This is a genomic window from Amycolatopsis sp. NPDC005003 (genome assembly GCF_053600695.1).
The window spans coordinates 185,912-209,068 of record NZ_JBSGAI010000008.1 but is presented as its reverse complement, the minus strand read 5'-3'; the positions used below and the strand labels follow the sequence as shown (position 1 = coordinate 209,068).

The following is a 23,157-nucleotide window of genomic DNA, read 5'->3' as shown; positions in this document are numbered from 1 at the left end:
GGAATCCATGCTCGCGGCCTACGTATCGTCGATCAATCCCGACGCCCCCCTGGCCGGCCTGACGGTGGGTGAGCGCCCGGAGCCGGCCCGCCGCGACGGGTGGTGCACGGTGACGGTGAAGGCGGCCGCGCTCAACCACCACGACCTGTGGTCGTTGCGGGGGGTCGGACTCAAGCCCGAGCAGCTGCCGATGATCCTGGGCGGCGACGCCGCCGGCGTTGACGAGGACGGCAACGAGGTGGTGGTGCACTCGGTGGTGTGCGCACCGGACTGGTCCGGCGACGACACACTGGACCCGAAACGGTCGCTGTTGTCGGAGGTCCATGACGGCACACTGGCCGAGCGGATCAGTGTGCCGCGCCGCAACCTGGTTCCCAAGCCCGCGTCGATGAGCTTCGAGGACGCCGCGTGCATGCCGACCGCGTGGCTGACCGCCTACCGGATGCTGTTCGTGAAGGCACAGCTGCCTCCCGGCTCCACCGTGCTCGTCCAGGGTGCCGGTGGCGGCGTGTCCACGGCGTGCGTCGTGCTGGCCAGGGCCGCGGGCATCCGGGTCTGGATCACCAGCCGCAGCGCGGAGAAACGGGACGCGGCGATCGCTCTCGGCGCCGACCAGGCCTTCGAGCCGGACGCCAGGCTGCCCGAGAAGGTCGACGCGGTCATCGACAACGTGGGCGCCGCGACCTGGCAGCACTCACTTCGCTCGCTCAAACCCGGTGGTGCGGTGGTGACGTGCGGTGCGACCACCGGACCGGCGCCCTCGGCCGACCTGAACCGGGTGTTCTTCCTGCAACTGCGGGTGCTGGGGTCGACCATGGGCACCCGCGACGAGCTGCGACGGCTGCTGCGGTTCGTCGAGAGCAACGCCATCAAGCCCGTCATCGACTCCCGAGTCGCGTTGTCGGAAGCCGAGGAAGGGCTGCGGCGACTGGAACGCGGCGACGTCATGGGCAAGGTCCTGGTCATCCCGTGATCTACAGCTAATTAGCGGAAAGACGGTGTTCACCCGATGAACCACTCACAGGTCGGCTATCCCCCGGCCGTACGCGTCCACGACCGCATCTACGTCGACGGTCAGTGGGTCAGCCCGGCTACGACCGCGCGTAGCGAGGTCGTGAGCCCGTCGACCGGGGAGGTCGTGGCCGTCGTGCCGTCGTGCGGCCCGGCCGAGGTCGACACCGCGGTGTCGGCGGCCGTGACCGCGTACGACACCTGGTCGCGGTCGAGTCCGCGCCAACGCGGCGAGATCCTGCGCACCCTGCACACGCTGTGCACGGCCGCCGCCGGCGAACTCGCGCAGCTCATCCATCTCGAGATGGGCTCACCGCTGGATTTCGCCCGCCAGGAGCACGTCGGCACCCCGCTGGCGATCATCGCCGACATCGCGCGCGTCGCGGAGGAAGGCGCGGCGCAGGACGACGAGGTCATCGGTTCGTCGCTGGTGGTCAAGGAACCCGTCGGGGTGGTCGCGGCGATCCTGCCGTGGAACTACCCCCTCTACCAGCTGGTCGCCAAGGTCATCCCGGCCATCGCCGCGGGATGCACGGTCGTGGCCAAGCCCTCGGAGCTGACACCGTTGTCGAGTTACCGGTTCACCGAGCTGCTCCACGACGCCGGGCTGCCCGCCGGGGTGTTCAACCTCGTCCCGGGCACCGGAGTGGCGGTAGGGCAGGCGCTGGCCGGCCATCCCGCCGTGGACATGGTGTCCTTCACCGGTTCGACCCGCGCCGGCAGCATCGTCGCGCAGGCCGCGGCTCCCACCGTCAAGCGAGTCGCCCTGGAGCTGGGCGGGAAGTCGGCCAGCATCGTGTTGCCCGGCGCGGACCTCGACCGCGCTGTGCGCCACAGCGTCGACTACTGCATGACCAACTCCGGGCAGTGCTGCAACGCCTGGACACGCCTGCTGGTCCCGCGCCCCCTGCTGGTGGCGGCCGAACGCATCGCCGCCGACCAGGCCGCGGCCGTCGAACCGACCCTGGGGCCCCTGATCAGCAAGCGGCAGTTCGACACCGTGCAGAGCTACATCGCCCAGGGCTTGGCCCAGGGAGCCCGGCTTGTCCACGGCGGCCCAGGGCGACCGGCTGACGCGCGCCACGGCGCCTATGCGCGCGCCACCGTGTTCTCCGACGTCACCCCCGACATGACCATCGCACGTGAGGAGATCTTCGGGCCCGTTCTGGTCATCCACGCCTACGACACCGTCGACGAAGCCGTCGCCATCGCCAACGACTCGATCTACGGACTGCACGGCGGGGTGTGGGCGGCAACCACCGAGGAGGCCGTCGCCGTCGCCCGCCGGATCAGAACCGGTCAGATCGACGTCAACGGCGCCGATTTCAACGTCGCCGCGCCCTTCGGCGGGTTCAAACAGTCGGGCAACGGCCGCGAACTGGGCAGACACGGAATCGAGGAGTTCTATGAGCTGAAGTCGATCCAGCTGCCCTGAACCGGCCGGCTGGGACAGGTGCTGATAGACCTCCGATCCTGCTAACTGTCAAGCCGCGGCCGCGGTTGGTGTGCAGAGTGCGGGGTCGAAGGCCTTGGCTGGGTCGTAGGTTTGGCCGGTCTGAAGGCAGTGGTGGAGCTGTCCGAGGAAGCGGTTGAACAGGTGTCGCAGGGCGGCGGCGTGCCGGTCGCCGTGTGCTCGGCGGCGGTGGTAGTGGTCGCGTGGTGCGCCGGCTCGGCCGATGCTGGCGAAGGCCCAGACGAAGCCGGCAGCGTTGAGACGGTCGTTCTTCACAGTGCGGCGGGTGATGGAGATGCTGCGGCCCGAGGCGCGGGTGACCGGTGCTGATCCGGCGTAGGCCTTGAGGGATCGGGCGTCGGTGAAGCGTGCACGATCGTCGCCGATCTCGCCCAGGACGCGCGCGCCGGACAGATCGGCCAGTCCCGGGGAAGCTGGTTATGATCGCGTGGTCCGGGTGCTTCTGCACTCGCGAGGTTGGTGGCGCTGCCTTTGGCGAATGCGGCGAGGAAGCCGGGGTAGTACTCGCGCAGCACTGCGCGGAGCTCCTGGGTGGCGCGGGATCGCCGCCAGATGGCGTCCTGGGTCGCGCGGGACAGCACCGCGACGGCCTGGACCAGTTCGCTGTCGGCAGGCAGTGGCCGGTGCGCGTGGGCGTCGGTGCGCAGGATGTTGGCCAAGGTCATCGCATCGACGTGGTCGGACTTCTTGCGCGAGACGCTGTGTCGCTCGCGATAGCGGGCCACCGCCATCGGGTTGATCGAGTAGACCCGTCGCCCGGTCTGGCGCAGGCCGGCGACCAGCAGGCCGCGCGGGGTCTCGATCGCCACCGGGATCGGGTCGGTCGTTGTGTCGCCGGCGTCGGCGAGCATGGCCAGCAGTTCAGCGAAGCCGTCGGCCGAGTCGTCGATCCGGCGCTTGGCCACCAGAGCCCCTTCGGCGTCGACCAGGGCGACGTCGTGGTGGCTCTCGGCCCAGTCGATCCCGCAGAACACCTTCACTCTCAAGCTTTCCCCTCAACCTAGCTGTTTGCGCTGGTCACGACACCCTGACGAGAAAGCGCGGCGCCCTAATGACGAGGCTCTGCGGCCTGACCTCCGATTGAGCCGTTCGCGATCCCAGCGATCCGCGCGGGCACCGGTCTCGACGGAGAACTCGGGTGGTTCCCGGTCACTGAGGTGTCCTCCGCGCGAACGGGCTCGGACAACGAACAAACTGCCCGATCAGGTCACGGGTGAGACGCGGACACGCCGGAGGCGCCGCTCCGCGATCGTCCCACCTGGACCGAGGTCACCGGCAGCTGACCGCTCGATCCGAGGCCGCGGATCGTGACTCGATGGAAGCTCGGCTTTGCGTCACGGTCGGCCGGGTCAGCTGTTCCGCGTGACAGCTCCCGCGATCAGCGTGGCGAGGCCATGCTCCAAGGCCGGTGCAGCTCCACGCGGAACTCGGCCGATGCCGGGTCCTGCTCGTAGGCGGCGAGCATGCTGGCCGAGGGTCGGCCCTGCGTCCACAGGCCACCGGTCAGGATCATCGCCAGGAAGCACGCCGACTTGGCCTCCTCCCCGGTCTCGGGTACGTACCGGCGGACGAGCTCGGCCATCTCGTCGAGCCCCGCGAGCGCGGAACGCTTGAAGCGCACCGCGACATCCACGGACACGTTGCGGCTCGGATCGACGCCGCCGGCCAGCTCCACCGCCACCTCGGCGAGCCAGGTCCCGAGCGCGCGGTCCAGCAGTTCGAGCAGCACGGCTTCGCGGGATTCGAAGTAGCGCAGCACGTTCGACTTGGCCAGCCCGACCCGGCGGCTGAGCTCGTTGAGGGTCACCTCGGCCACCGGCATCTCGTCGAGCATCCCGAGGATCGTGCGGCGCCGCTCCTCCCGCTGCTCCGCGCTGCGCGCTCGCTGGAACGTGGCTGCGGTTCGCTCGCGGCCGGCCGCGGGTTTCACGTCGTTCGGCCGGCCAGTTTGAGCACGCAGTCGAAGAAAATGCTGCTGCCGGCTACGTCGAGCGCTGTTGTGGCGTCTTCGTGGGGTGAAGGGGTTCGCGCGGCGCGCGGGATGCCGGCCTGCAACATTCGCTGCGCGATTTCCGGGGCGGGCTGGTGTGGCAATCCCAGGACGTGGGCGACATCCCAGGTGTGGATGACGGTGCTGCTGATCTGGTCCTCGTAAAGGGTCGCGACATCGATTTCCGGTATTCCTTCGCCCCGTACGCGCAGGGCTCCCTCGGTCACGGATTCGAAGGCGTTCTCCATGAGGTGCGCCGTCTGCCGGTAGCCCACCTCGAGTCCGCAGCCGCCGTGGATATCGCTTGAGCCGTCGAATGCGGCCTTGGTGATCGGGTCGATCCACTGGCCGCCCGAAATCGCCGTGCCCGAAATGGCGGCCGCCACGCTGGTGTTCGCGTTGATGAGTCGTCGGTACAGATCGCTTACGTCGCCGCCGGTTGCCTCTACTGGCCGCGCGAGGTCGCTCCGGGTGATTTCGGAGAGAAACGCCGCGAGGTCTTCGGTCAGGGTGTGCAAGGTGGATACGTCCACGGTGTTCCTTTTCGGTGGATTTTTCATTGTGCTCTGGCGCCGGGTGAAGCCGAACGTCAGTTTCCCGTGGTGAGGACAATTTTGAACCGGGCCTCGCCCGACAGCATTTTCGCAAACGCTTTCTGGGTGTCCTCCAAAGAGGCTTCCTCGGTCCACGCGCGCACGCCCGTCTGCGCGGCGAACCGCATCGTCTCTTCGACGACGAGGGAGGTGCCGGCGGCGGCCCCGCGGATACGGCGCATGTTGTTCACCAGCTGGACCGGGCTCACGGCCAGGGCGTCCGCGGAGATGCCGACGGCGATGAGCTCGCCGCGGCGGCCGAGACCCTCGAAGGCGACCGACATGGCCTCGGCGTTGGCGGCGGTAGCGAGGATGGCTTTGGCTCCGCCGAGCTGAATGAGTACCTCGGCGACGTTCTCGGCCTGGAAGTCGAGGTAGCGGTCCGCGCCCAGCTGCAGGGCGAGGTCCGCTTTGTCGGCGCCGCGGGCGATGGCGGCGACGCGGAAGCCCATCTTGGCGGCGAACTGCACGCCGAGGTGGCCGAGGCCGCCGATGCCGAGGACGGCGACGAGGTCGCCGGGCTGAGCGGAAGACGTGCGCAGCGCGTCGAACACGGTGACGCCGGCGCAGCCCATGGGGGCTGCTTCGGCAGCGGTCAGGCCGTCCGGGATCCGGGCGAGGCCCACGGCGGGGACCACGACGTAGTCGGCGTATCCGCCCTGGAACGAGAGCCCGGGCACCTGCCGGTCGGGGCAGTTGTTGCCGTCGCCGGCGCGGCAGGCTTCGCAGTGACCGCAGCTGCCGGCCCACCAGCCGACGGCGACGCGGTCGCCGACCTGCCAGCCCTCGACGTGGTCGCCGATCGACTCGACGCGGCCCGCGAGCTCGTGGCCCACGACGGCGGGGAACCGCATGCCCGGCACGTGTCCGGCGAGCATGACGGCGTCGGAATGACAGATGCCGCAAGCCTCGACGACGACCCGGACGTGGCCGTGGCCTGGGTCGGGGACCTCGACGTCGAGGAGTTGGAAGTCGGTGCTGCCGGCCTCGGCGATTTGTAGCACGCGGGAAGTGACGGGAGACATGCGGGACGTCCTTTGCAGAGGTTTCGAGCGCCGGTCAATGGTCGCTGCCGGGAGTCAGCAGTTCGCGCGGCCCGAGTTCGCGCAGGTATTGGACGCGGATCCGGTCGGCGACAGTGACCACGACTTCGCTGCCGTCGTGGGACGGGTCGACGTAGGTGCGCAGCAGGCGGGTGAAGGCGGGCATGCCGACGATCTCGACGATCGCATCAGCGACTTTGCCGGCGTCGGCGTCGACGGGGACGTAGTCCGCGAGGCGTTGGGTGAATTCGTCTATGAGTGGGCCGTAGACCTTCTCGTAGACCGCCCCGACCTGTTCGTCCGCGGGGTGGGTGGCGTGGGCGAAGTGGTTCGTCCCGCTCGTGTACGCGCCGGGGATGACCAGCGCGGAGTCGATGCCGTACTTGACGACTTCGGCGGCGTAGGTGACGGTGAGGGAATCCATCGCGGCCTTCGACGCGAAGTACGGGCCGAAGTAGGGCGAGGCGCCGGAGTGCGTGCTGGAGCTGCCGACTCAGACAAGCAGGCCGCTGCCCTGTGCGCGCAGGTGCGGCAGTGCGGCGCGGTTGAGTCGCTGGGCGCCGACGACGTTCATGTTGTAGAGGTCGAGGTACTGCTCGGGCGTGAACGCCTCGGCGGGGCCCCACGTCATGTGCCCGGCGTTGTGCACGACCGTGTCCAGGCCGCCGACCGCGGCGAGGACCTCGGCGACCGCCGCATCCGCGGAGCCGTCGAGGTGACGTCCAGTTCGACGGCGTGCAGGTCGACGCGCCTGTCCCGTGCGTAGCCGTCGAGGTCCGCCACCGTGGCCTTGTTGTGCTCCTTCGTGCCGCGCATGGCCGCGTACACGCGGTGGCCGGCGTCCGCGAGCCCTCGGACGGTGAGGGCGCCGAAACCGCTCGACGCGCCGGTGACGAGGATGGTGCTGCTCATGCTGCTTCTCCTGCGAGGGGTCGTCAGGCGTTGTCGTTGGTGATGAGCACGACGTTGCCGTCGGGGTCCTGCACCATGGCCGCGTACGGACCGATGAGGTGGCCGGGAGCCGTGGTGCCCGGGTGGCCGGCGTCGGTGAGGCGTTGCCACGCGGCATCGACGGCCGCGTCACCGTCCACGAAGAATTCGACGACTTGCTGGTAGCCACCCTGGTCAGGGCGGACCCAGGCGGAATCGAAGCGCCGCGCGACGAGGTCGGTGGTGATGATCATCATCGTGGTGCCGCCCTCGTTGTAGAACGCGACCGGGCGCTCGGGATGGGGGTCGGACACGTCGAGCCCGAGGAGCCGGTAGAACGCGATCGAGCGCTCCAGATCCCGGACGTAGAGCACAACCATCCCGAAGCGCGCTGCGGCGGGCGTGGTGTCATGGTCGATGCGACCGGGCGTGCCCGGAGAAGCAGTTTCATTGGTCATGGTAGATAGTCTACGGCGGTGTATTAATGGCGGCAACAGGCGACGATCAGGGTCACGAACTCGGCGCGCTCCTCAGTCGGTTGCTGAGTGTCGTCGTCGAGAGGGAGGCTCCGATCCTGGAGGCCCACGGGGTCACCATGTGGGAGTACGTGATCTTGAGTCAGCTGCTGGGCGAGACCGGGCTGACGCAGAAGGAGCTCGCTCATCGCAGCCGCCGCGATCCCACCCGCCTGATCGGCCACCTCGACACCCTCGGCGACCGCGGCCTGGTCAGCCGCGAGACCGACGAGTCGGATCGCCGCCGACGCACGGTGCGGCTCACCGAGCAGGGGGATGCACTGGTCCGCGCCGTGCGCCGCGATGTCCGTCGGATGGAAGCCGAGCTTCTTGACGGCCTCTCCACTCAAGCGCAGGACGAGTTGCGCGAGTCATTGGCTGCAGTCTTAAGCCGCGTTGGTCTGTCGGGCTCGTTGCCCGGCGACCTCGGGCCAGGGTGACCCACCGCCACGTATCGGGGTTGGCGGGGGTCCCGGTCGCGGTCGTGATCAGTTCATGATTTACCTGTGTTCGAGTGTGGCGACGCGTGTCATGGCGTGGGCCGCGTCGCGGAGCTGATCGTTTTCGAGTGCCAGGCGGTGGATTTGAGCACAGGCGAGGTCCAATCGGCGCAGGTGATGATTCTGCATTCGCAGCAGGTCGCCGGCCGGGCCGTCGTGCGGGATCGGGTACGGCGCCGGCAGCACCGACCAGAACCAGTATCCGCCGTCGGCTCCGGCGCGCAGCCGTCCGCGGCCGACCGAGCGGTCGTCGGAATACTGGACGTCGTAGAAGCCGTCCTCGTCGGCCTCCCACACATCGATGCGCGCCCCGGCGATCGGATGCCCGTCGGTGTCGCGTACCTGGCCCGAGACGTAGCAGGGGAGGCCGGCCGCGCCGTGGGCGATGTCGCCGCCGAGTTCGACCTCGGGGGCGTCGTCGCTGAAGAAGGGACGAACACCGTCGCCTCGGTCGCCCCGGGCACCGCCGGTTCCCTTGATGGCGACAGTCGGCATCGACAGACCGAGAACGTCGGAGAGCAGGACGACGCAGCGGAGCGGTGAAGTCGCGAAACGGTGCCGCGAACTCCTACACCGCAAGTTGGTTCAGCAGGTCACCAGCTCCGCGTCGGTGAGCGGATCGTGGTACCCGACCGCGCGTAGCCGTTCGCCGACCTCGGCGAGCGTCGACCTGGGCCCGCGCGTGCTCAGTTCCTCGAGTGCGGCCAGCAACGCGGAATACAGCTCGCGAATCAGGTCTTGGGGCTGCAAAAATGCCGCCCAATCACTGGCGATGGCCTGCCACCACCAGTGCGGTGACTGGCCCGGCGAAGCGTTCAAGATGGTCACAGGGCCTCCCCGCCCGGACAGTCGTCTCGGACGCTGCGGGAAGTAGCAGCGCCAGTATGAGACCGCCTACCGACAAGACTGGGTGACCGACGCCGGAGATCCCACCAGCGAGGCCTCGGTGCGGTGGGTACCTGTCCGGAGTTCGGCGACTTACTGCTGGTAGGTGCTTAGCGCTCGGCCGAAACGGTGATTCTGCGCGAATCGCAGCGAACTTGGCCAGTGGCCGTACAGCGCGCAGTTCGCGGTACGGGCGCACCAGTCCGCGAAGGCGTTGAACGCCCCTTCGAGGTCCGCCGTGGCCGTTGCGAAGTAACGCGCGGCGGAGGTCATGCTGTGGTCCATGTTGGAGTCGATGGTCATGGCGCGCAGGTGGGTGGGGAACAGCTCGGCGCACTGCTGTCCGACCTGGGTGCCGTAGGAGGCGCCGTAGAAGCTGAGCTTGTCTTCGCCGAGGGCGGCGCGGATGGCGTCGAGGTCGCGCACGGCGCTGAGGGTGTCGGCGTGGTCGAAGACCGGGCCGCTGTGTGCCCGGCAGTCGGCACCGAGTTCGGCGTTGTACGCCAGCAGGTCCAGTATTCCTTTTCGCTGGCCGGGTAGCTGCCGGGGAACCGGTCGAGGAGGGACACGCACGCACCGAACTGGAGTGGGCGAAGAGCCTGAGCAAACGACTGTCTGAGGGCGCCTACACCATGGCCGATGATCCGGGTTCGTGGCGAACGGTCCACGATCCCCTCAAGATGCGCCCCTAATCAACCTTGACTAGGCGTCTCTCCTCGTGCACTCTGGCCAAGTACACAAACTTGACTAGTGCTCAACCAAACCGTTCGCAACACCGAGAGAAGGACGCGAACCCATGGGCAAGCTCGCGATCGAGACGGGAGGGTTGAGCGGAGGTGGGCGTATGTCGGCGACGAAGCTCCTGGTACTCGGTATCGTGCACCTCTCCGGCGGCGCGCATGGCTACCAGGTGCGGTCCGAACTGCAGAGCTGGGGTGCGGAGATTTGGGCCAAGATCAAGCCCGGCTCGATTTATCACGCGCTGAAGAAGGCGGCGGCTGATGGCCTCCTCACCGAACACGCCGAGCCGGGCAACTCCGGGCCGGAGCGCGTTTTGTACCGCGCGACAGCTCGGGGACGTGACGAGATAGTCGAACTGGTCCGCGACGGTCTGCGGCGCACCCACGACCCCACCATGCTCGACGCGGCCATCGCCATGTTGCCCATGCTGACCAGGACAGATGCCATCGCGCACGTTAACGAGCGGGTCGCGCGCCTGGAAGCGGAGCTCGTAGAGCAGGCCAAGGGGTGGGAGAACCCGAACCCCGACATTCCCGAACACGTCCGCGAGCAGGCCGAACTGTGGGCGGGACATGCACGCACCGAACTGGCGTGGGCGAAGAGCCTGAGCAGACGACTGTCTGAGGGCGCCTACACCATGGCCGATGATCCGGGTTCGTGGCGAACGGTCCACGATCCCCTCAAGATGCGCTTCTAATCAACCTTGACTAGGCGTTTCCTTCTCGCGTACTACTGACCAAGTAGTCAAACTTGACTAGCTCAACCAATCCGTTCGCAACACCGAGAGAAGGACTCGAACCCATGGGAACGCTCGCGATCGAGACGAGAGGGTTGAAGAAGAGCTTCGGCAAGACACACGCGGTCGCCGGTGTGGATCTGGCTGTGAGCGCCGGTGGCGTGTACGGCGTGCTCGGTCCGAACGGGGCGGGCAAAACCACGACGATCCGGATGCTGGCCACGCTCCTGCGCCCCGACGCCGGAGAGGCGCGGGTGCTCGGCTACGACGTCGTGCGTGACGCCCAGGCGGTGCGAAGCAGGGTGGGCCTCACCGGGCAGTTCGCGTCGGTCGACGAGGACCTCACCGGGGTCGAGAACCTGTTGCTGCTCGCCAGACTGCTCGGCTACTCACGCCGCCGAGGCAGGGAGCGGGCGACCGACCTGCTCGACGCGTTCGGTCTTGCCGAGGCGGCCGATCGGCAGGTGAAGAAGTACTCCGGCGGGATGCGCCGGCGCATCGACATCGCGGCGAGCCTGGTCGTCACCCCCGAACTGATCTTCCTCGACGAGCCCACGACCGGGCTCGACCCGCGCAGCAGGAACCAGGTCTGGGAGATCGTCAGGGGCATGGTGGCCGAGGGCGCCACCGTGTTGCTGACCACGCAGTACCTCGACGAGGCCGACCAGCTGGCCGATCGGATAGCGGTGATCGACCACGGGAAGGTGATCGCCGAGGGCTCGAGCGGCGAGCTCAAGGCATCGGTCGGCGCCGGCTCGCTGCACGTACGGCTACGTGCGCCCGAGCAGCGGGCCGAGGCCGAACGGGTCCTCGCCGGCGTCCTCGAGGTGCCGGTCGAGCCGTCCGCTGACCCGGCCGCGCTGTCCGCGCGGATCTCCGACCCCGAGCGGGTCGCCCGTTCCCTGGCCGAGCTGTCCCGCAGCGGCATCGACGTCACCGAGTTCGCGCTCGGTCAGCCGAGCCTGGACGAGGTGTTCCTCGCCCTGACCGGACACGGCGCCGAGGAGACACCCGAGGAGGATGCCGCATGAATGCCACGTTCGCAGAGCAGGCGTCGGCGCCGGTCACCGAGGACGCGCTGCGCAGTGTGCTGTTGGCCGGCGAGCGGCCGTCCAGCCCCGGTCCGGTGCTCACCTCGTTGACATTCGGCTGGCGCGCTTTGCTGAAGATCAAGCACGTTCCGGAGCAGCTCGTCGACGTGACCATGTTCCCGATCATGTTCACGCTGATGTTCACCTACCTGTTCGGTGGCGCGCTCGCCGGGTCGACTCAGGAGTACCTGCAGTTCCTGCTGCCGGGCATCCTGGTGCAGGCGAACGTCATGATCACCATGAACACCGGCATTACGCTGAACACCGACATCCAGAAGGGGGTGTTCGACAGGTTCAGGTCACTTCCGGTGTGGCGACCATCCCCGCTGGTCGGTGCTCTGCTCGGCGATTTGGTGCGCTACTCGATCGGGTCGGCGATCGTGATCACGCTCGGCCTGGTCCTGGGGTTCCGGCCGGAGGGTGGCGCCGTCGGGGTGGTGCTCTCGGTGGTGCTGCTGCTGGTGTTCTCGTTCTGCCTGTCGTGGCTGTGGACGATGCTCAGCCTGATCCTGCGCACGCCGAACTCGGTGGCGGGGGTCAGCATGATGGTGATGTTCCCGCTGACGTTCGTGAGCAACATCTTCGTGGACCCGAAGACGATGCCCGGGTGGATGCAGGCGGTCGTCGAGGTCAACCCGATCACCCACCTGGCGACCGTGGTACGCGGCCTGATGCACGGCTCGGTGCCCGCCGGGGAAATCGGCTGGGTGCTCGTCTCGTCCGTACTTCTCGTCGCGGTGTTCGGTCCCATCACCATGGTCCTCTACCGCAACAAGAAGTAGATGCCGCTACCGCGAGCACTTGGTCGAAATCAACCCGGACAACCCGGCCAACGCCATCACCGGTACCAGGCCCGGACACGACAAGGAGAGACGCATGAGCACCATCCCCAAGAACAACTCGGAAACCGTTGCGCACACGCCCGGGCGGGCGAGCAGCATCGGGGTCTGGATTCTGCAAGTCGTCCTGGCGGCGATAATCGCCGGCGGCGGAATCTCGAAGCTCGCCGGCGACCCGGTCATGGTGGGCATGTTCGCCGACATCGGGGCTGGCCAGTGGCTCCGGTACCTGGTCGGAGCGCTGGAGGTCGCGGGAGGGGTTGGACTTCTGATCCCGGCTCTGGCGGGCCTGGCCAGTCTCGGGTTGGCGGCATTGCTGACCGGTGCTGTCATCACCGATCAGTTCGTGCTCGAGCAGAGCCCTTGGCTGCCGCTCGCCCTTCTCGTCGTGGCGGCCGTGATCGCAAGGGCGCGGTGGTCGCGCACCGAGGCCGTCGTCGGCACGCTGCTCAGGCGCTGAGACAAACCTCTCGAACGGAGATGTGAGATGAACGAGATGGCCTTTCGCGTGACATCAAACGATGGCACCACCATCGCCTACGACCGGAAGGGAAGCGGCCCGGCTGTCGTCCTGGTAGGCGGCGCACAGGACGACGGAGCCGAGAACGCTCCCTTGGTACCTGCTCTCGCCGAGCACTTCACGGTTTACAACTATGCCCGTCGGGGACGCGGCGCGAGCGGCTTCACCGAGCCCTACGCCGTGGAGCGGGAGATCGAGGACCTGGATGCGTTGATCGCGGAGGCTGGTGGCTCGGCACACCTGTTCGGGGCGTCCTCTGGTGGCGCGTTGGCGCTGGAGGCCGCCGCGGCCGGGTCAGCCATCGACACGATCGCCGTCTGGGAGGTGCCCTACGCGGTCGGGGACGACATACGCCCGCGATTCGAGGAGTACGTCGCGGACACCCGACGCGCCTTCGACGCCGGGCGAGACGAGGAGGTTCTCGAACTGTTCATGCGCATGACCGGCGCCTCCGACGACAACATCGCGGCCAGGAAAGCGGCAGGCAAGCAGACGGCGCATTGGGCGGATTCGGTCGCCCTCGCGCCCACGCTGGTCCACGACAGCCTCTTCCACAACCGCTACCAGTTGCCGGCCTATCGACTGGCAACGGTCACCCAACCGGTCCTGATCACCACCGGAGGACCGATCACGGTCCCCTACATGGCAGGCCTGCCCTCGGACTTCTTCGACCGCGCGGCCGACGAGCTTGCAGACCTACTACCCCACGTTCAACGGGAGACCCTCGAGGGGCCGGATCACGTCGTCGACCCACAGATCGTCGGCCCGCTGTTGCTACGGTTCTTCAGCAGCGAACACTGAGGGGCCCGCGAGGTGTTGCGGGAAGACCGATCAGGCACCGCGCAAGCAGATCTTCGTCGCGCCAGGGACACGGGGTGGACAGGTGGTGTCGAGGTTGATGTCGTCGGCGGCATCACAGGCCTGATCCCGGGCGTGCTCGTCACCGACGTCTTCGTCACCACGCAAGGCCGGCCCGTCGTACTGACCTGGGCTTCAGTGGGACTCGACCCGGCCTACTCGCTGCTCATCGGCTCCGTCGTCGGTCGTACCCCGCACTCCGGGCCGACTCAGTACCGCCCACCGAAGCCCTGCGCAGCACATGACCAGGCGCCTCGGTAGGGCCAGTGATTCCGGGCTGTGGTCGCATGCGGTCACCGTTCCCGGGCGGTGGCCCGGTGCCGAAAGTCGTGCCCACGGCGTGCTCACGTCAGGAGTGCCACGATGACGCAGCCGCGTTTCCGGGTCGACCTGTACGCGGCGATCCGACGGGATGCCCGATCTGGGATGTCCGACCGCGCGCTGCAGCGCAAGCACGGCGTCGGCTTCCGAACCGTGACAGCGGCGCTGGAATCTGCATGGCCGAAGGAGAGAAAGCAACCGCCCAAACGCGGCTCACGGCTTGACGCGTACCGAATGGTGATCGACGAATGGGTGCGCTCGGACCTCGACGCGCCGCGGAAGCAGCGACACACGGCGAAGCGGATCTTCGATCGACTGCTTGACGAACATGACGGGTACCCATCGCCATCGGCCGGCGTAGCGCCGTGTGACCCGACCACGGCTTCTGCGTGCCAGGACGACCCGACCAAGAAGAGGGCGACGGCGCAGCAGCTGAGGGTCACCGGGGAGCCAGTTTATTCTTGCTGTGGTCAGCTTGCTGATCATTGTCGGTGGTTGGACATCAGGAGGGCTCGCTGTGTCGCAAGTGGGGCCTTGAGCTCCTGGGAATCGGGATTCTGCCGCACGATTGCGAACGCGGCCCACCTGGGGCCGTGAATTTCGCACCGCCAATGGGATCGGTGCGCCAGGAACGTTCCTGTGGACGGTGAGGACGTGCAATCCCTTGACTCCGGCTGCGACGGAGGCTAGAAGATAGAGCGCCCTTGCGGACCGCGCCGATCGTTGATTTGCCACGTTCGACATTCCGCGCGGCCGATTTCCTGACGCCAAAAACATTTTCATGGTTCCGAAGGAGTGACTGTGCAATCGTTCAAGATGCGTCTGGCCGGTGTCGCCGCGTTGGCCGCCCTGGTTCTCACCGCGTGCAGCGGCCCGGAGGCGGAGCAGCGCACCGCCGCCGACGTGCCGGGTCCGAGCGGTGGGAAGCTGAAGGTCGCGGTCGTCACGCACGGCAGCCTGGGGGGTGCGTTCTGGAACGTGGTGCAGAACGGCGCCTTGCAGGCAGGGAAGGACCTGGACGTCAGCGTGACCTACTACTCCGACGGCGATCCCGTCTCCCAGGCCAAGCTGATCGACAACGCCGTCGCCCAGAGGGTCGGCGGGCTGGTGGTCTCGATGGCGAATCCGCAAGCACTGCAGACGTCGGTGCAGAATGCGGTCAAGGCCGGCATCCCGGTTGTCACGATCAACTCGGGCGAGGACTCCAGCGTGGCGTTCGGCGCCATCGCGCACGTCGGGCAGAGCGAAGGACTCGCCGGGCACGGCGCGGGACAGCGGCTGAAGGACGCGGGCAAGGCGCACCTGCTGTGCGTGATCCATGAAGCCGGGAACATCGGCCAGAACCAGCGCTGCGAAGGGTGCGAAGCAGAGCTTCAGCCACGCGACCACGCTGCAGGTCGACATCAACAACCCGAACGACGTCCAGGCGCGCATCCGCGGCGCGCTCCAGGCGAACCCGTCGATCGACGCGGTCCTCGCCCTGAACTCGCAAATCGCGGCGCTCGCGTACAGCGCAGCGAAGGAGGCGAGCTCGAAGGCCCAGGTCGCCACGTTCGACCTCAACAACGAGGTGGTGTCGGGCATCAAGAGCGGCGACATCCTCTTCGCCATCGACCAGCAGCAGTATGAGCAGGGCTACCTGCCCATCGTGATCCTCAAGCTGTACACGCAGAACGGGAACACCCTCGGCGGCGGCAAGCCGGTGCAGACCGGCCCCGGGTTCGTGGACAAGTCGAATGTCGACGCAATCACGCCGTACATCCAGGGCGGGACCCGTTGACGGGTCATGGCTCCGCGCCCGCCAACCGGGAACGGTTCCGCTACGTGCCCGCATGAGTTCCACACTGCGAGACCAGTTGGGCTGGTTCAGCCGAGCAGGTCAACAGGATGGTGGAGATGTACGGCGGTGCTGCGTGCTCGTTGCGGTGTGCGCGGTTGGCTGCCGCGGTGTGCCCGCGCCAACGACTGCCGGCTCACGATCGCTATCTACGCCGTCCCGCGTCTCGACTTGGTCGGCTGCGACCTGGACAACGATGAGAAGTACGACGTCGACGGCCTTGACCCGTCTGCGTGCTGACGGTCGCCCGCACCTCCTGACATACCCGGGGAAGACTGTCCGTCGCCCCGGGGTTGGTCCTTTGGCTGAATCCGGTGACGCACGTCGGGCAGGACCAATGGCGATGCGGCGACGATGACGGATTCGAACTCGTCATCATCGGGTAGCCGATCGGGTCATCGCCATTCGCCACTTCTGCTCGCCGGTATCAGTGACCGTCGACTTCGGCGCCAGCATGCTGACCAGCGGCGCGTCTGGGAAGGCCGAGCCGATCGCGATCCCGTCGGCGCACCTGAACGCGACGTCGTCGAGGCGCAGGAGCACGCTGGGATCGACGTCGGCCGGCGAGCGAAGCTGGGCAGGGCGTCGGGATGCACCACGCCTCGCTGGAGCGCATCGGATCGGTAATCGGCCTGCTCCTGGCCGTCACGCAGGAGAGCCAGGCGTGGCTGCCGAGCTGATTCGAGCCGCACGTCAGCCTGGTGCTCGTGGCCGAGCGCCAGGCCGTGGTGGGCAGTTCTGCGCCGGTGGCGATCCGCTCCCTGCTCGACGCGGACGTGCCGAAGGAGAAGGCGGCGAGCTTGCGCTGTCTCGGCGCCGGCGCGACGCCGCTGCGGCTCGAGGACGCGGACGACCTCTACGCTCGCTACGGCTTTCCGGTACCGCCCTCGAGAGTTGGCAACGTGCCTTCCGCATCTACCGGATCCAAGGGCGCCCCGACGACGCGGCGCAAGTGCGGTCGTACCTCGCCTCACTCATTCGCACCAGTGACGACCAATCCATCGAATCAGCAACCTAAGAGGGACTGTTCCAAGATCGGCTCTGGCGGACTTTCGGTGGTGGGGCGGTGGTCCCCGACCGAGACGGGGTCGAGGGGCTTGCCATGATCGTTTGTGGCTGAGATGGCGAAGCTGGTCGGTGCGGTGTTCTCGGGGCTGTCGGCGCTGTCGATCGACAGTGTTGAGGACGCTGGCGATGCGATCGTGGTCCGGCATCAACCAGGGGCGATGCGGTGGCGTGCCCCGGCTGTGGGACGCCGACAGGCCGAGTTCATGCCTTCCACGAGCGAGTCCCCGCAGATGTGCCGGTCGATGGACGCCGGGTGCTGGTGCGGTTGCGGATACGCCGGATGCGGTGCCCTGTCACAGAGTGCACGCGCCAGACTTTCCGGGAGCAAGTGCCGGGCTTGATCGAGCGATATCAGCGACGCACCGTCCGGCTCGGTGAGCAGGTCCGGGCTGTCGTGCGGGAGCTGGCCGGCAGGGCCTCTGCCCGGTTGCTGCCGGCGATCGGGATCGCACTCGGGCGGGACACCGCGGTTCGAGTATTGCTGGGCATCCTGTTACCGGATCACGCGGTGCCGCGGGTGCTGGGGATCGATGATTTCGCCCTGCGCAGGAGTCATGACTACGCCACCGTGATGATCGACGCCGACACCGGCGCCCGGATCGACGTGCTGCCCGGGCGCGGCGCCGAGGTGGTGGCCGGTTGGCTGCGGGCACATCCAGGAGTCGAAGTCGTGTGCCGGGACGGTTCGGCAGCCTATGCGCAAGCCGTGCGGGATGCGCTGCCGCAAGCGATCCAGGTAGCCGACCGATGGCATCTCTGGCACGGCCTGTGCGACGCCGCGGGCAAGGAGGTCGCAGCCCACAGCGCGTGCTGGGCCTCGGCCACCGGACTGCGCGAGGGAAAGCTTGCCGAGACCACTCTCCAGCGGTGGCAGCAAATCCATGCCCTACTCGAGGCCGGAGTCGGGCTGCTGGACTGCTCACGCCGTCTCGGCCTGGCGCTGAACACAGTCAAGCGGTACGCCCGCGCGGCCACACCGGAGCGCATCCAGCGGGTCCCCAAGTACCGGGCCTGCATGGTCGACCCGTACCGGGACCATCTACGCGTCCGCCGTGAACAGGAGCCGGGTGTGGGAGCTACCGCATTGCTGGACGAAATCCGCGCTCTGGGCTACAACGGCAGCCAGAATCTCCTCGTGCGGTATCTTAACCAGGGGCCGGCATCTCGACGAGCATCCGCATCTCTCGCCACGCCGGGCAGCCCGGCTGCTGCTGACCCGGCCCGAGAATCTCACCGAGCGGCAACGCGAACGACTCGAAGCTCTAACGGTGGCCTGCCCCGAAATGACGGCGCTGGCCCAGGTTGTGCGTTCCTTCGCTGCCCTGCTCACTCCTCACAAAGACAACCCGGCCAAGCTGGCGGCATGGACGACCGCGGCGCGGGAAGCGGATCTACCACACGTGCACTCCTTCGCCCGAGGCGTCGAACAGGACCTCGACGCCGTCACCGCTGCGATCACCCTCGAGCACCACAACGGGCGAACCGAAGGCGTGAACACCAAAACGAAGCTCCTCAAGCGACAGATGTACGGAAGAGCCGGCTTCGCTCTCCTGCGCCACCGCATCCTCCTCGGATAACCCCACCACCGAAAGTCCGCCAGAGCCGATCACGGGATAGACCCGCGCCTTGATGTACAGCAGGGTGGCGGGGGCGAGGATCACCGAAGACAGCAGGAGGAACTTCAGGCCGGCGGCCTCGAAGAGGAACAGCGTGTAGACGGTCGCGATCCCGGCGATGATGGTGTCTCCGCGCCGTGTCCTGGCAGGCGCGTCCTCGTAGGATTCGCCGGTGAGGCCGAGCTTCAGGGCGTATGCGGCGGCGAGGAAGTAGGGTACCAACGCCAGGCTGGTGCACAGGTCGAGCATGAAGTTCAGCGCGTCGGTCAGGAAGAGGGTCACGGCGAGGAGCATCTGGACTCCCAGCGAACTGACGACGAGCGCGGTGATCGGCGTCTTCTTGTCGTTCTCTCTGCCGAGGAAAGCCGGGAAGTCCTCGTTACGGGCCGGCATGTACATCACTTCGGCGGCCATCAGGGTCCAGGCGAGGTACGCGCCGAGGACGGAGATGATGACGCCGGCGCTGATGAACCAGGCGCCCCAGCCGCCGACGACGTACTCGAACAGGCCGATCATGGAAGGTTGGCGGGTCCTGGCGATCTGGGGCTGGGCCATCACGGAGTAGCTCGACAACGTCACCAGCGCGAAGATCGCCAGTACGGTCAGGAACCCCAGGACGGTTGCTTTGCCGACGTCTGTGCGCTTCTTGGCGTAACGGGAGTAGACGGTCGCGCCCTCGATGCCGAGGAAGACGAACGTCGTGATGATCATGGTGTTGCGGACCTGCTCGTTGAGCGAGCCGAGGTCGCCGTAGCCGGTGGCGATCCAGTTGCCGGAGAAGACGCCGGCGTCGAGTGCGATGAACAGCACGACGATGAAGACGAGGATGGGCAGGATCTTGAGGATGGTCACGATCCGGTTGATGACGGCCGCGTCGCGGACTCCCCGCGCGATCAGGTAGTGGAACAGCCAGACGCCGGTGGTGGACAGTGCCACCGCGAGGACGGTGTTGCCGTCGCCGAAGGCGGGGGAGAACGCGCCGAGGGTCGCGGTGATGAACACCCAGTAGAAGGCGTTTCCGGCGATGGCACTGGACCAGAAGCCGATCGCCGAGTTGAAGCCGCCATAGTCACCGAAGCCGGCCTTGGCGTGGATGAAGACACCTGAGTCCAGGTGGGGTTTGCGGATGGCGAGGTTTTGGAAGACGAAGGCGAGCATCAGCATCCCCGTTCCGGCGATCGCCCACGCGATCAGCGATCCGAGGATGCCGGTTGCCACACCGAAGCGCGCCGGCAAGGAGAACACGCCCGCGCCGACCATGCTGCCGATCACCATCGCACAGAGCGTGGGCAGGCTCATCCTGCCCGGCGTCACGACCGGAGGGTCGGCAACGGGGGCGTCCGCGAGCGGAGTGTGAGCCGCCGAGGCGTCGGGGGCCGAGCTGTCGGCGGCTGCGGGGACTGTATCTGCCATGATCAGTCACTCCCTTTGGTGGTGGCGGGTCGAGTGCGGCCGCCTCGACGTTCTCGATCCGGTGGCCGTTCTTCTCAGAAGTCGACGGCGTCGCGGATCAGCGGGCACGTCATGCAGTGGCCGCCGCCGCGACCGCGGCCGAGTTCGGTGCCGGTGATCGTGATGACCTCGACGCCGGCGCGACGCAGCAGGGTGTTGGTCTGGGTGTTGCGGTCGTAGGTGAACACCACGCCGGGTTCGACCGCGACGGCGTTGTTGCCGCTGTCCCACTGCTGCCGTTCCGACGCGTACACGTCACCGCCGGTCTCGATGATTCGGACGGCGCTGCGGGGTCACCCTGGTTGACGTGCTCGAGACCCCGAGGGACCACACATGACCCGCGGACGCATCGCCGTCGGGGCGGTCGTCCTGGTCGTGCTGCCGGCCTTGGTCGGCGGGGTCGCGGGCGCGTTGCTCCGATACCGGCCGGCAGATGTGCGGTTGGCGTTGGCGGCGACGTAGGAAGCGGCGGGCCGGTGGTGCGCGGTCATGCGCTCGTTCTCGCCGGTCGTGCCCGGGTGGGGTCCCAGCCGCTGACCGCGCCACGGAAGTCGGTCCGGTCGGCGGCGACCGTGGAGTTCGCGGGCGCCGCCCTGGGGTCAGGTGCGGGTCCACCTCTGGTTGGTGCCGCCGTGGCAATCCCAGATGATGACCTGCGTTCCGTTGGCGGTGGCGCCGCCGTTGACGTCCAGGCACTTGCCCGACGCGACCGCCGTCACGCTGCCGTCGGAGTTGATGCGGAACTGCTGGTTGCCCTGGCCGTTGCAGTCCCACAACGTCACGGCGGTGCCGTTGGCCGTGCCCTGGTTGTAGACGTCCAGGCACTTCGCGCCGTCGTAGGCGCGCAGCTCACCGGCCGTGGTCGTGGTGAAGCGCTGGTTGGTCTGGCTGGTGCAGTCCCAGATCCGGGCCAGGGCGCCGTTGGTCGGCGTGCTGCCGGGGATGTCCAGGCAGCGGCCGGAGCTCTGGCTCACCAAGGAGAACGACGTGGGCGCGGGGCCTCCGCCGCCGCTGACGACGTACACCGCGGTGCCGTGCGCCGGGACACTGGCCGAGATGGCGCCGGACGTGGTGGTCGTGCCGTTGGTCCAGGCGTCGCGCAGCGTGAACGAGCTGCCCGACAGGCCGATCGCGCTCGCCGTGGTCGAGACGGTGGTCGTGCTGCCGCCCTGGTTGAACAGGGCGACCGCGACGGTGCCGTCGGCCAGCTGCTTGGCCAGGACGCGCCGGGTGCCGTCGTTGGAGACCTGCCTGGCCTGCAGGCCGAGGCTGTCCTGGTTGATGGCGATGAGGTTCGCGTTCTTCAGGATGGTCGAAGTGGCGGCGTCCATGTTGCGCGGGTCGTTGCCCGCGATGAGGGGCGAGGCCATGACGGCCCACAGGGCGAAGTGGCTGCGCATCTCGGTGTCGTTCATGCCGCCGCGCCCGACTTCCATCATGTCGGGGTCGTTGAACCCGCCGGGCTTGGCGTAGGAGGCCAGGGGCACGGTGACGTTGACGATGTTCTGGATGCCCATCGGGTAGCCGTTGGTCTGCCCGGTGTCCCACTTGTTGGTGATGTCCTCGGTGGTGCGCCACATGTTCGCCACGTCTCCCCAGTTGCGCCGGGGCCCGGTCTTGTCGTGGATGCTGTTGGAGTTGATGCTGTAGACGATCGGGCGGCCGGCGGCGCGCAGGGCGTCGCGCATTTTGGCGAACGTGCGCACCTGGTCGTCGATCGTGCCGCTGGGCGAGCACCAGTCGTACTTGAGGTAGTCCACGCCCCAGGCCGCGAACTGGCGGGCGTCCTGCTCCTCGTGGCCCAGCGCTCCGGTCGAACCGGGGTAGGAGTTGAAGTACTGGGCGCACGTCTCGGCCAACGGCGCCTGGTAGATCCCGAATTTGAGGCCCTTGCCGTGGATGTAGTCGCCGAGCGCCTTCATACCGCTGGGGAACCGGCTCGGGTCGCCTTGGAGGTTGCCCGCCGAGTCCCGGTTCGGGTTCATCCAGCAGTCGTCCACCACGACGTACTGGTAGCCCGCGTCACGCATGCCGGAGTTGACCATCGCATCGGTCATCTGCCTGATCAGCGCTTCGCTGATGTTGCAGCCGAACGTGTTCCACGAGTTCCATCCCATCGGTGGCGTGCGTGCGACACCGTTGTCCAACGCCTCCGCGGGCGACGTGGGCAGTACCGTCGTCATCGCGGACAGCAGCACGCCTGCTGCCAACAGCGTTGCCGCCCTGCGAGGACGGGGAAGTCGTGTTGCGGTCACCCTGATCTCACTCCTCGGTGCGTACGGCTTTCCGGCTGCCATCCGTGCTGCCGCACGGCCGGGCACAGCGCTGCCCGACGCTCCGGAATTCCGGGTTCGACAAATTCGCCGGCGGGCTGTGCCGCGGCGGCTTCCGTCAGCGGCGCAGGCGGAGACAGTGTGGCACTCGATGTTCACGCTCACAAGAGTGTCTCCGCAAGAAGGAAGGTGTGCGGCAATCCGGGTGAACCACCGTTCGGGACGGAGCCCTCGTTCAGGGCTTCAGCACTGCGTCTATCTGCGGTTACGTGGTTCCTCTCCAACTGTTCGACGATGGTTCGGCGCCAGGTAAATTTCATTGGAGCTAGCATTCAGCACGGGAAGAAGAGGGAGATCGAGCGAACCGCGAGGGCCCGCTCGATCTTGTCGATGATCGGCGCGAAGAATTGCTTGCGATGGTCGGAACCACTCATCTGTTCCGCGGTCACCGGCGGGACGACGATCAGGCCGAGCAGGACGAACACCGCGAGTCCGACCACCAGGGCCTGGACGAGCCGGCGGGTGAGTTCACCGCCGACCGGCGGGAGTCCGCCCGCGCCCGCGCGCCCGCCGGTCGGGCCGTGGGCGGCGGACGCGGGGGCGGGTCCACAAGGGACCGGCGGTCAAACCTTGCCGGCCACGAATTCGGCCGCGTCGGCGGCGTTGCCGCCGTAGCTGAAGTGGGCCAGGGGATTCGTGCCGAGGAACTGGCAGATCGTGTCGCCGTCGGCGCAGTAGTCCTTGGTGTGGCTCTCGTAGGTGCCCGTGACGCTCCGGCCGTCCGACCGGATGGGGTTGCCGAACAGCAGGATCGCGGCGACGCGCGTTCACCCCACCAACGGTGCTGCCCGCAGCCTGCACGAA

The 23,157-nt window shown here is 67.6% G+C and carries 24 protein-coding genes and 4 pseudogenes; 11 read left to right on the top strand and 17 right to left on the bottom strand.

Annotated features, from left to right (window positions below; translation table 11 throughout):
• Positions 1-7: 7 nt before the first annotated feature.
• A complete protein-coding gene (locus tag ACWED2_RS12690; RefSeq protein WP_449690580.1) occupies positions 8-973 on the top strand; it encodes a zinc-binding dehydrogenase in 966 nt (321 codons plus the stop codon).
• Between the two features lie 36 nt (positions 974-1,009).
• Positions 1,010-2,446 (top strand): aldehyde dehydrogenase family protein, encoded by a 1,437-nt coding sequence (locus tag ACWED2_RS12685; RefSeq protein ID WP_449690579.1) that lies wholly within the window; start codon positions 1,010-1,012, stop codon positions 2,444-2,446.
• A 48-nt stretch (positions 2,447-2,494) separates the two neighbouring features.
• Here ACWED2_RS12685 and ACWED2_RS12680 read toward each other — a convergent pair.
• The 8 genes and pseudogenes from ACWED2_RS12680 to ACWED2_RS12645 form a co-directional block, all read right to left on the bottom strand.
• Positions 2,495-3,465, bottom strand: a pseudogene (locus ACWED2_RS12680) (IS110 family transposase).
• A gap of 398 nt (positions 3,466-3,863) precedes the next feature.
• Positions 3,864-4,415 (bottom strand): TetR/AcrR family transcriptional regulator, encoded by a 552-nt coding sequence (locus ACWED2_RS12675; RefSeq protein ID WP_449690578.1) that lies wholly within the window; start codon positions 4,413-4,415, stop codon positions 3,864-3,866.
• Positions 4,412-5,008 (bottom strand): hypothetical protein, encoded by a 597-nt coding sequence (locus ACWED2_RS12670; RefSeq protein ID WP_449690577.1) that lies wholly within the window; start codon positions 5,006-5,008, stop codon positions 4,412-4,414. The genes ACWED2_RS12675 and ACWED2_RS12670 overlap by 4 nt, the downstream gene beginning before the upstream one ends.
• A 56-nt stretch (positions 5,009-5,064) precedes the next feature.
• Positions 5,065-6,093, bottom strand: coding sequence for an alcohol dehydrogenase catalytic domain-containing protein (locus tag ACWED2_RS12665; RefSeq protein WP_449690576.1), 1,029 nt, complete (start codon positions 6,091-6,093; stop codon positions 5,065-5,067).
• Between the two features lie 34 nt (positions 6,094-6,127).
• Positions 6,128-6,535, bottom strand: coding sequence for a hypothetical protein (locus tag ACWED2_RS12660; protein ID WP_449690575.1), 408 nt, complete (start codon positions 6,533-6,535; stop codon positions 6,128-6,130).
• Between the two features lie 69 nt (positions 6,536-6,604).
• Entirely contained in the window at positions 6,605-6,760 is a 156-nt protein-coding gene (locus tag ACWED2_RS12655; protein WP_449690574.1) for a hypothetical protein, read from the bottom strand.
• Positions 6,739-7,023, bottom strand: coding sequence for an SDR family NAD(P)-dependent oxidoreductase (locus tag ACWED2_RS12650; RefSeq protein WP_449690573.1), 285 nt, complete (start codon positions 7,021-7,023; stop codon positions 6,739-6,741). Before ACWED2_RS12650 ends, ACWED2_RS12655 begins: the two co-directional genes overlap by 22 nt.
• 23 nt (positions 7,024-7,046) lie before the next feature.
• Positions 7,047-7,499 carry a VOC family protein gene (locus tag ACWED2_RS12645; RefSeq protein ID WP_449690572.1) on the bottom strand — a complete coding sequence of 151 codons (453 nt, stop codon included), beginning with the start codon at positions 7,497-7,499 and terminating at the stop codon, positions 7,047-7,049.
• Positions 7,500-7,525: 26 nt separating this feature from the next.
• Here ACWED2_RS12645 and ACWED2_RS12640 point away from each other — a divergent pair, with 26 nt between their 5' ends.
• Entirely contained in the window at positions 7,526-7,996 is a 471-nt protein-coding gene (locus ACWED2_RS12640; RefSeq protein ID WP_449690571.1) for a MarR family winged helix-turn-helix transcriptional regulator, read from the top strand.
• Positions 7,997-8,056: 60 nt separating this feature from the next.
• Here the strand turns inward: ACWED2_RS12640 and ACWED2_RS12635 are convergent, their stop codons facing one another.
• The 3 genes from ACWED2_RS12635 to ACWED2_RS12625 all read right to left on the bottom strand — a co-directional run bounded on the left by ACWED2_RS12635 (position 8,057) and on the right by ACWED2_RS12625 (position 9,514).
• Positions 8,057-8,551, bottom strand: coding sequence for a dioxygenase family protein (locus tag ACWED2_RS12635; RefSeq protein WP_449690570.1), 495 nt, complete (start codon positions 8,549-8,551; stop codon positions 8,057-8,059).
• A gap of 90 nt (positions 8,552-8,641) precedes the next feature.
• The gene (locus tag ACWED2_RS12630) at positions 8,642-8,884 is read right to left on the bottom strand and encodes a hypothetical protein (protein ID WP_449690569.1); all 243 of its coding nucleotides are present in this window, start codon (positions 8,882-8,884) and stop codon (positions 8,642-8,644) included.
• A gap of 150 nt (positions 8,885-9,034) precedes the next feature.
• Complete coding sequence (locus ACWED2_RS12625) at positions 9,035-9,514, bottom strand: alpha/beta fold hydrolase (RefSeq protein WP_449690568.1); 480 nt, start codon at positions 9,512-9,514, stop codon at positions 9,035-9,037.
• Positions 9,515-9,737: 223 nt separating this feature from the next.
• Here ACWED2_RS12625 and ACWED2_RS12620 point away from each other — a divergent pair, with 223 nt between their 5' ends.
• From ACWED2_RS12620 to ACWED2_RS12595, 6 genes and pseudogenes are all read left to right on the top strand, one after another.
• Positions 9,738-10,379 (top strand): PadR family transcriptional regulator, encoded by a 642-nt coding sequence (locus tag ACWED2_RS12620; protein ID WP_449690567.1) that lies wholly within the window; start codon positions 9,738-9,740, stop codon positions 10,377-10,379.
• A 104-nt stretch (positions 10,380-10,483) separates the two neighbouring features.
• Entirely contained in the window at positions 10,484-11,449 is a 966-nt protein-coding gene (locus ACWED2_RS12615; protein ID WP_449690566.1) for an ATP-binding cassette domain-containing protein, read from the top strand.
• Positions 11,446-12,291 (top strand): ABC transporter permease, encoded by an 846-nt coding sequence (locus ACWED2_RS12610; protein WP_449690565.1) that lies wholly within the window; start codon positions 11,446-11,448, stop codon positions 12,289-12,291. The genes ACWED2_RS12615 and ACWED2_RS12610 overlap by 4 nt, the downstream gene beginning before the upstream one ends.
• Before the next feature lie 94 nt (positions 12,292-12,385).
• Entirely contained in the window at positions 12,386-12,808 is a 423-nt protein-coding gene (locus tag ACWED2_RS12605; protein WP_449690564.1) for a DoxX family protein, read from the top strand.
• Positions 12,809-12,835: 27 nt separating this feature from the next.
• Positions 12,836-13,669 carry an alpha/beta fold hydrolase gene (locus tag ACWED2_RS12600; RefSeq protein WP_449690563.1) on the top strand — a complete coding sequence of 278 codons (834 nt, stop codon included), beginning with the start codon at positions 12,836-12,838 and terminating at the stop codon, positions 13,667-13,669.
• 1,194 nt (positions 13,670-14,863) lie between these two features.
• Positions 14,864-15,827, top strand: a pseudogene (locus ACWED2_RS12595) (sugar ABC transporter substrate-binding protein).
• Between the two features lie 432 nt (positions 15,828-16,259).
• Here the strand turns inward: ACWED2_RS12595 and ACWED2_RS12590 are convergent.
• A complete protein-coding gene (locus ACWED2_RS12590) occupies positions 16,260-16,427 on the bottom strand; it encodes a hypothetical protein (protein ID WP_449690562.1) in 168 nt (55 codons plus the stop codon).
• A 569-nt stretch (positions 16,428-16,996) separates the two neighbouring features.
• On the opposite strand from ACWED2_RS12590, the pseudogene ACWED2_RS12585 reads away from it, so the two are divergent.
• Positions 16,997-18,529: pseudogene (locus tag ACWED2_RS12585) on the top strand (ISL3 family transposase).
• A gap of 51 nt (positions 18,530-18,580) precedes the next feature.
• On the opposite strand, the pseudogene ACWED2_RS12580 reads toward ACWED2_RS12585, so the two are convergent.
• Positions 18,581-19,867: pseudogene (locus ACWED2_RS12580) on the bottom strand (basic amino acid/polyamine antiporter); the annotation flags it as partial.
• Positions 19,868-20,055: 188 nt separating this feature from the next.
• Positions 20,056-20,292 (bottom strand): arginine deiminase family protein, encoded by a 237-nt coding sequence (locus tag ACWED2_RS12575; protein ID WP_449690622.1) that lies wholly within the window; start codon positions 20,290-20,292, stop codon positions 20,056-20,058.
• A 61-nt stretch (positions 20,293-20,353) separates the two neighbouring features.
• Between ACWED2_RS12575 and ACWED2_RS12570 the strand changes: the two genes are divergently transcribed.
• A complete protein-coding gene (locus ACWED2_RS12570; RefSeq protein WP_449690561.1) occupies positions 20,354-20,482 on the top strand; it encodes a hypothetical protein in 129 nt (42 codons plus the stop codon).
• A gap of 137 nt (positions 20,483-20,619) precedes the next feature.
• Here ACWED2_RS12570 and ACWED2_RS12565 read toward each other — a convergent pair whose 3' ends face one another.
• The 3 genes from ACWED2_RS12565 to ACWED2_RS12555 all read right to left on the bottom strand — a co-directional run bounded on the left by ACWED2_RS12565 (position 20,620) and on the right by ACWED2_RS12555 (position 23,105).
• Positions 20,620-22,230, bottom strand: coding sequence for a glycoside hydrolase family 27 protein (locus ACWED2_RS12565; protein ID WP_449690560.1), 1,611 nt, complete (start codon positions 22,228-22,230; stop codon positions 20,620-20,622).
• Between the two features lie 395 nt (positions 22,231-22,625).
• On the bottom strand, positions 22,626-22,778 hold the full coding sequence (locus tag ACWED2_RS12560; RefSeq protein WP_449690559.1) for a hypothetical protein: 153 nt from the start codon (positions 22,776-22,778) through the stop codon (positions 22,626-22,628).
• 138 nt (positions 22,779-22,916) lie between these two features.
• Positions 22,917-23,105 carry a cutinase family protein gene (locus ACWED2_RS12555; protein ID WP_449690621.1) on the bottom strand — a complete coding sequence of 63 codons (189 nt, stop codon included), beginning with the start codon at positions 23,103-23,105 and terminating at the stop codon, positions 22,917-22,919.
• Positions 23,106-23,157: the final 52 nt, after the last annotated feature.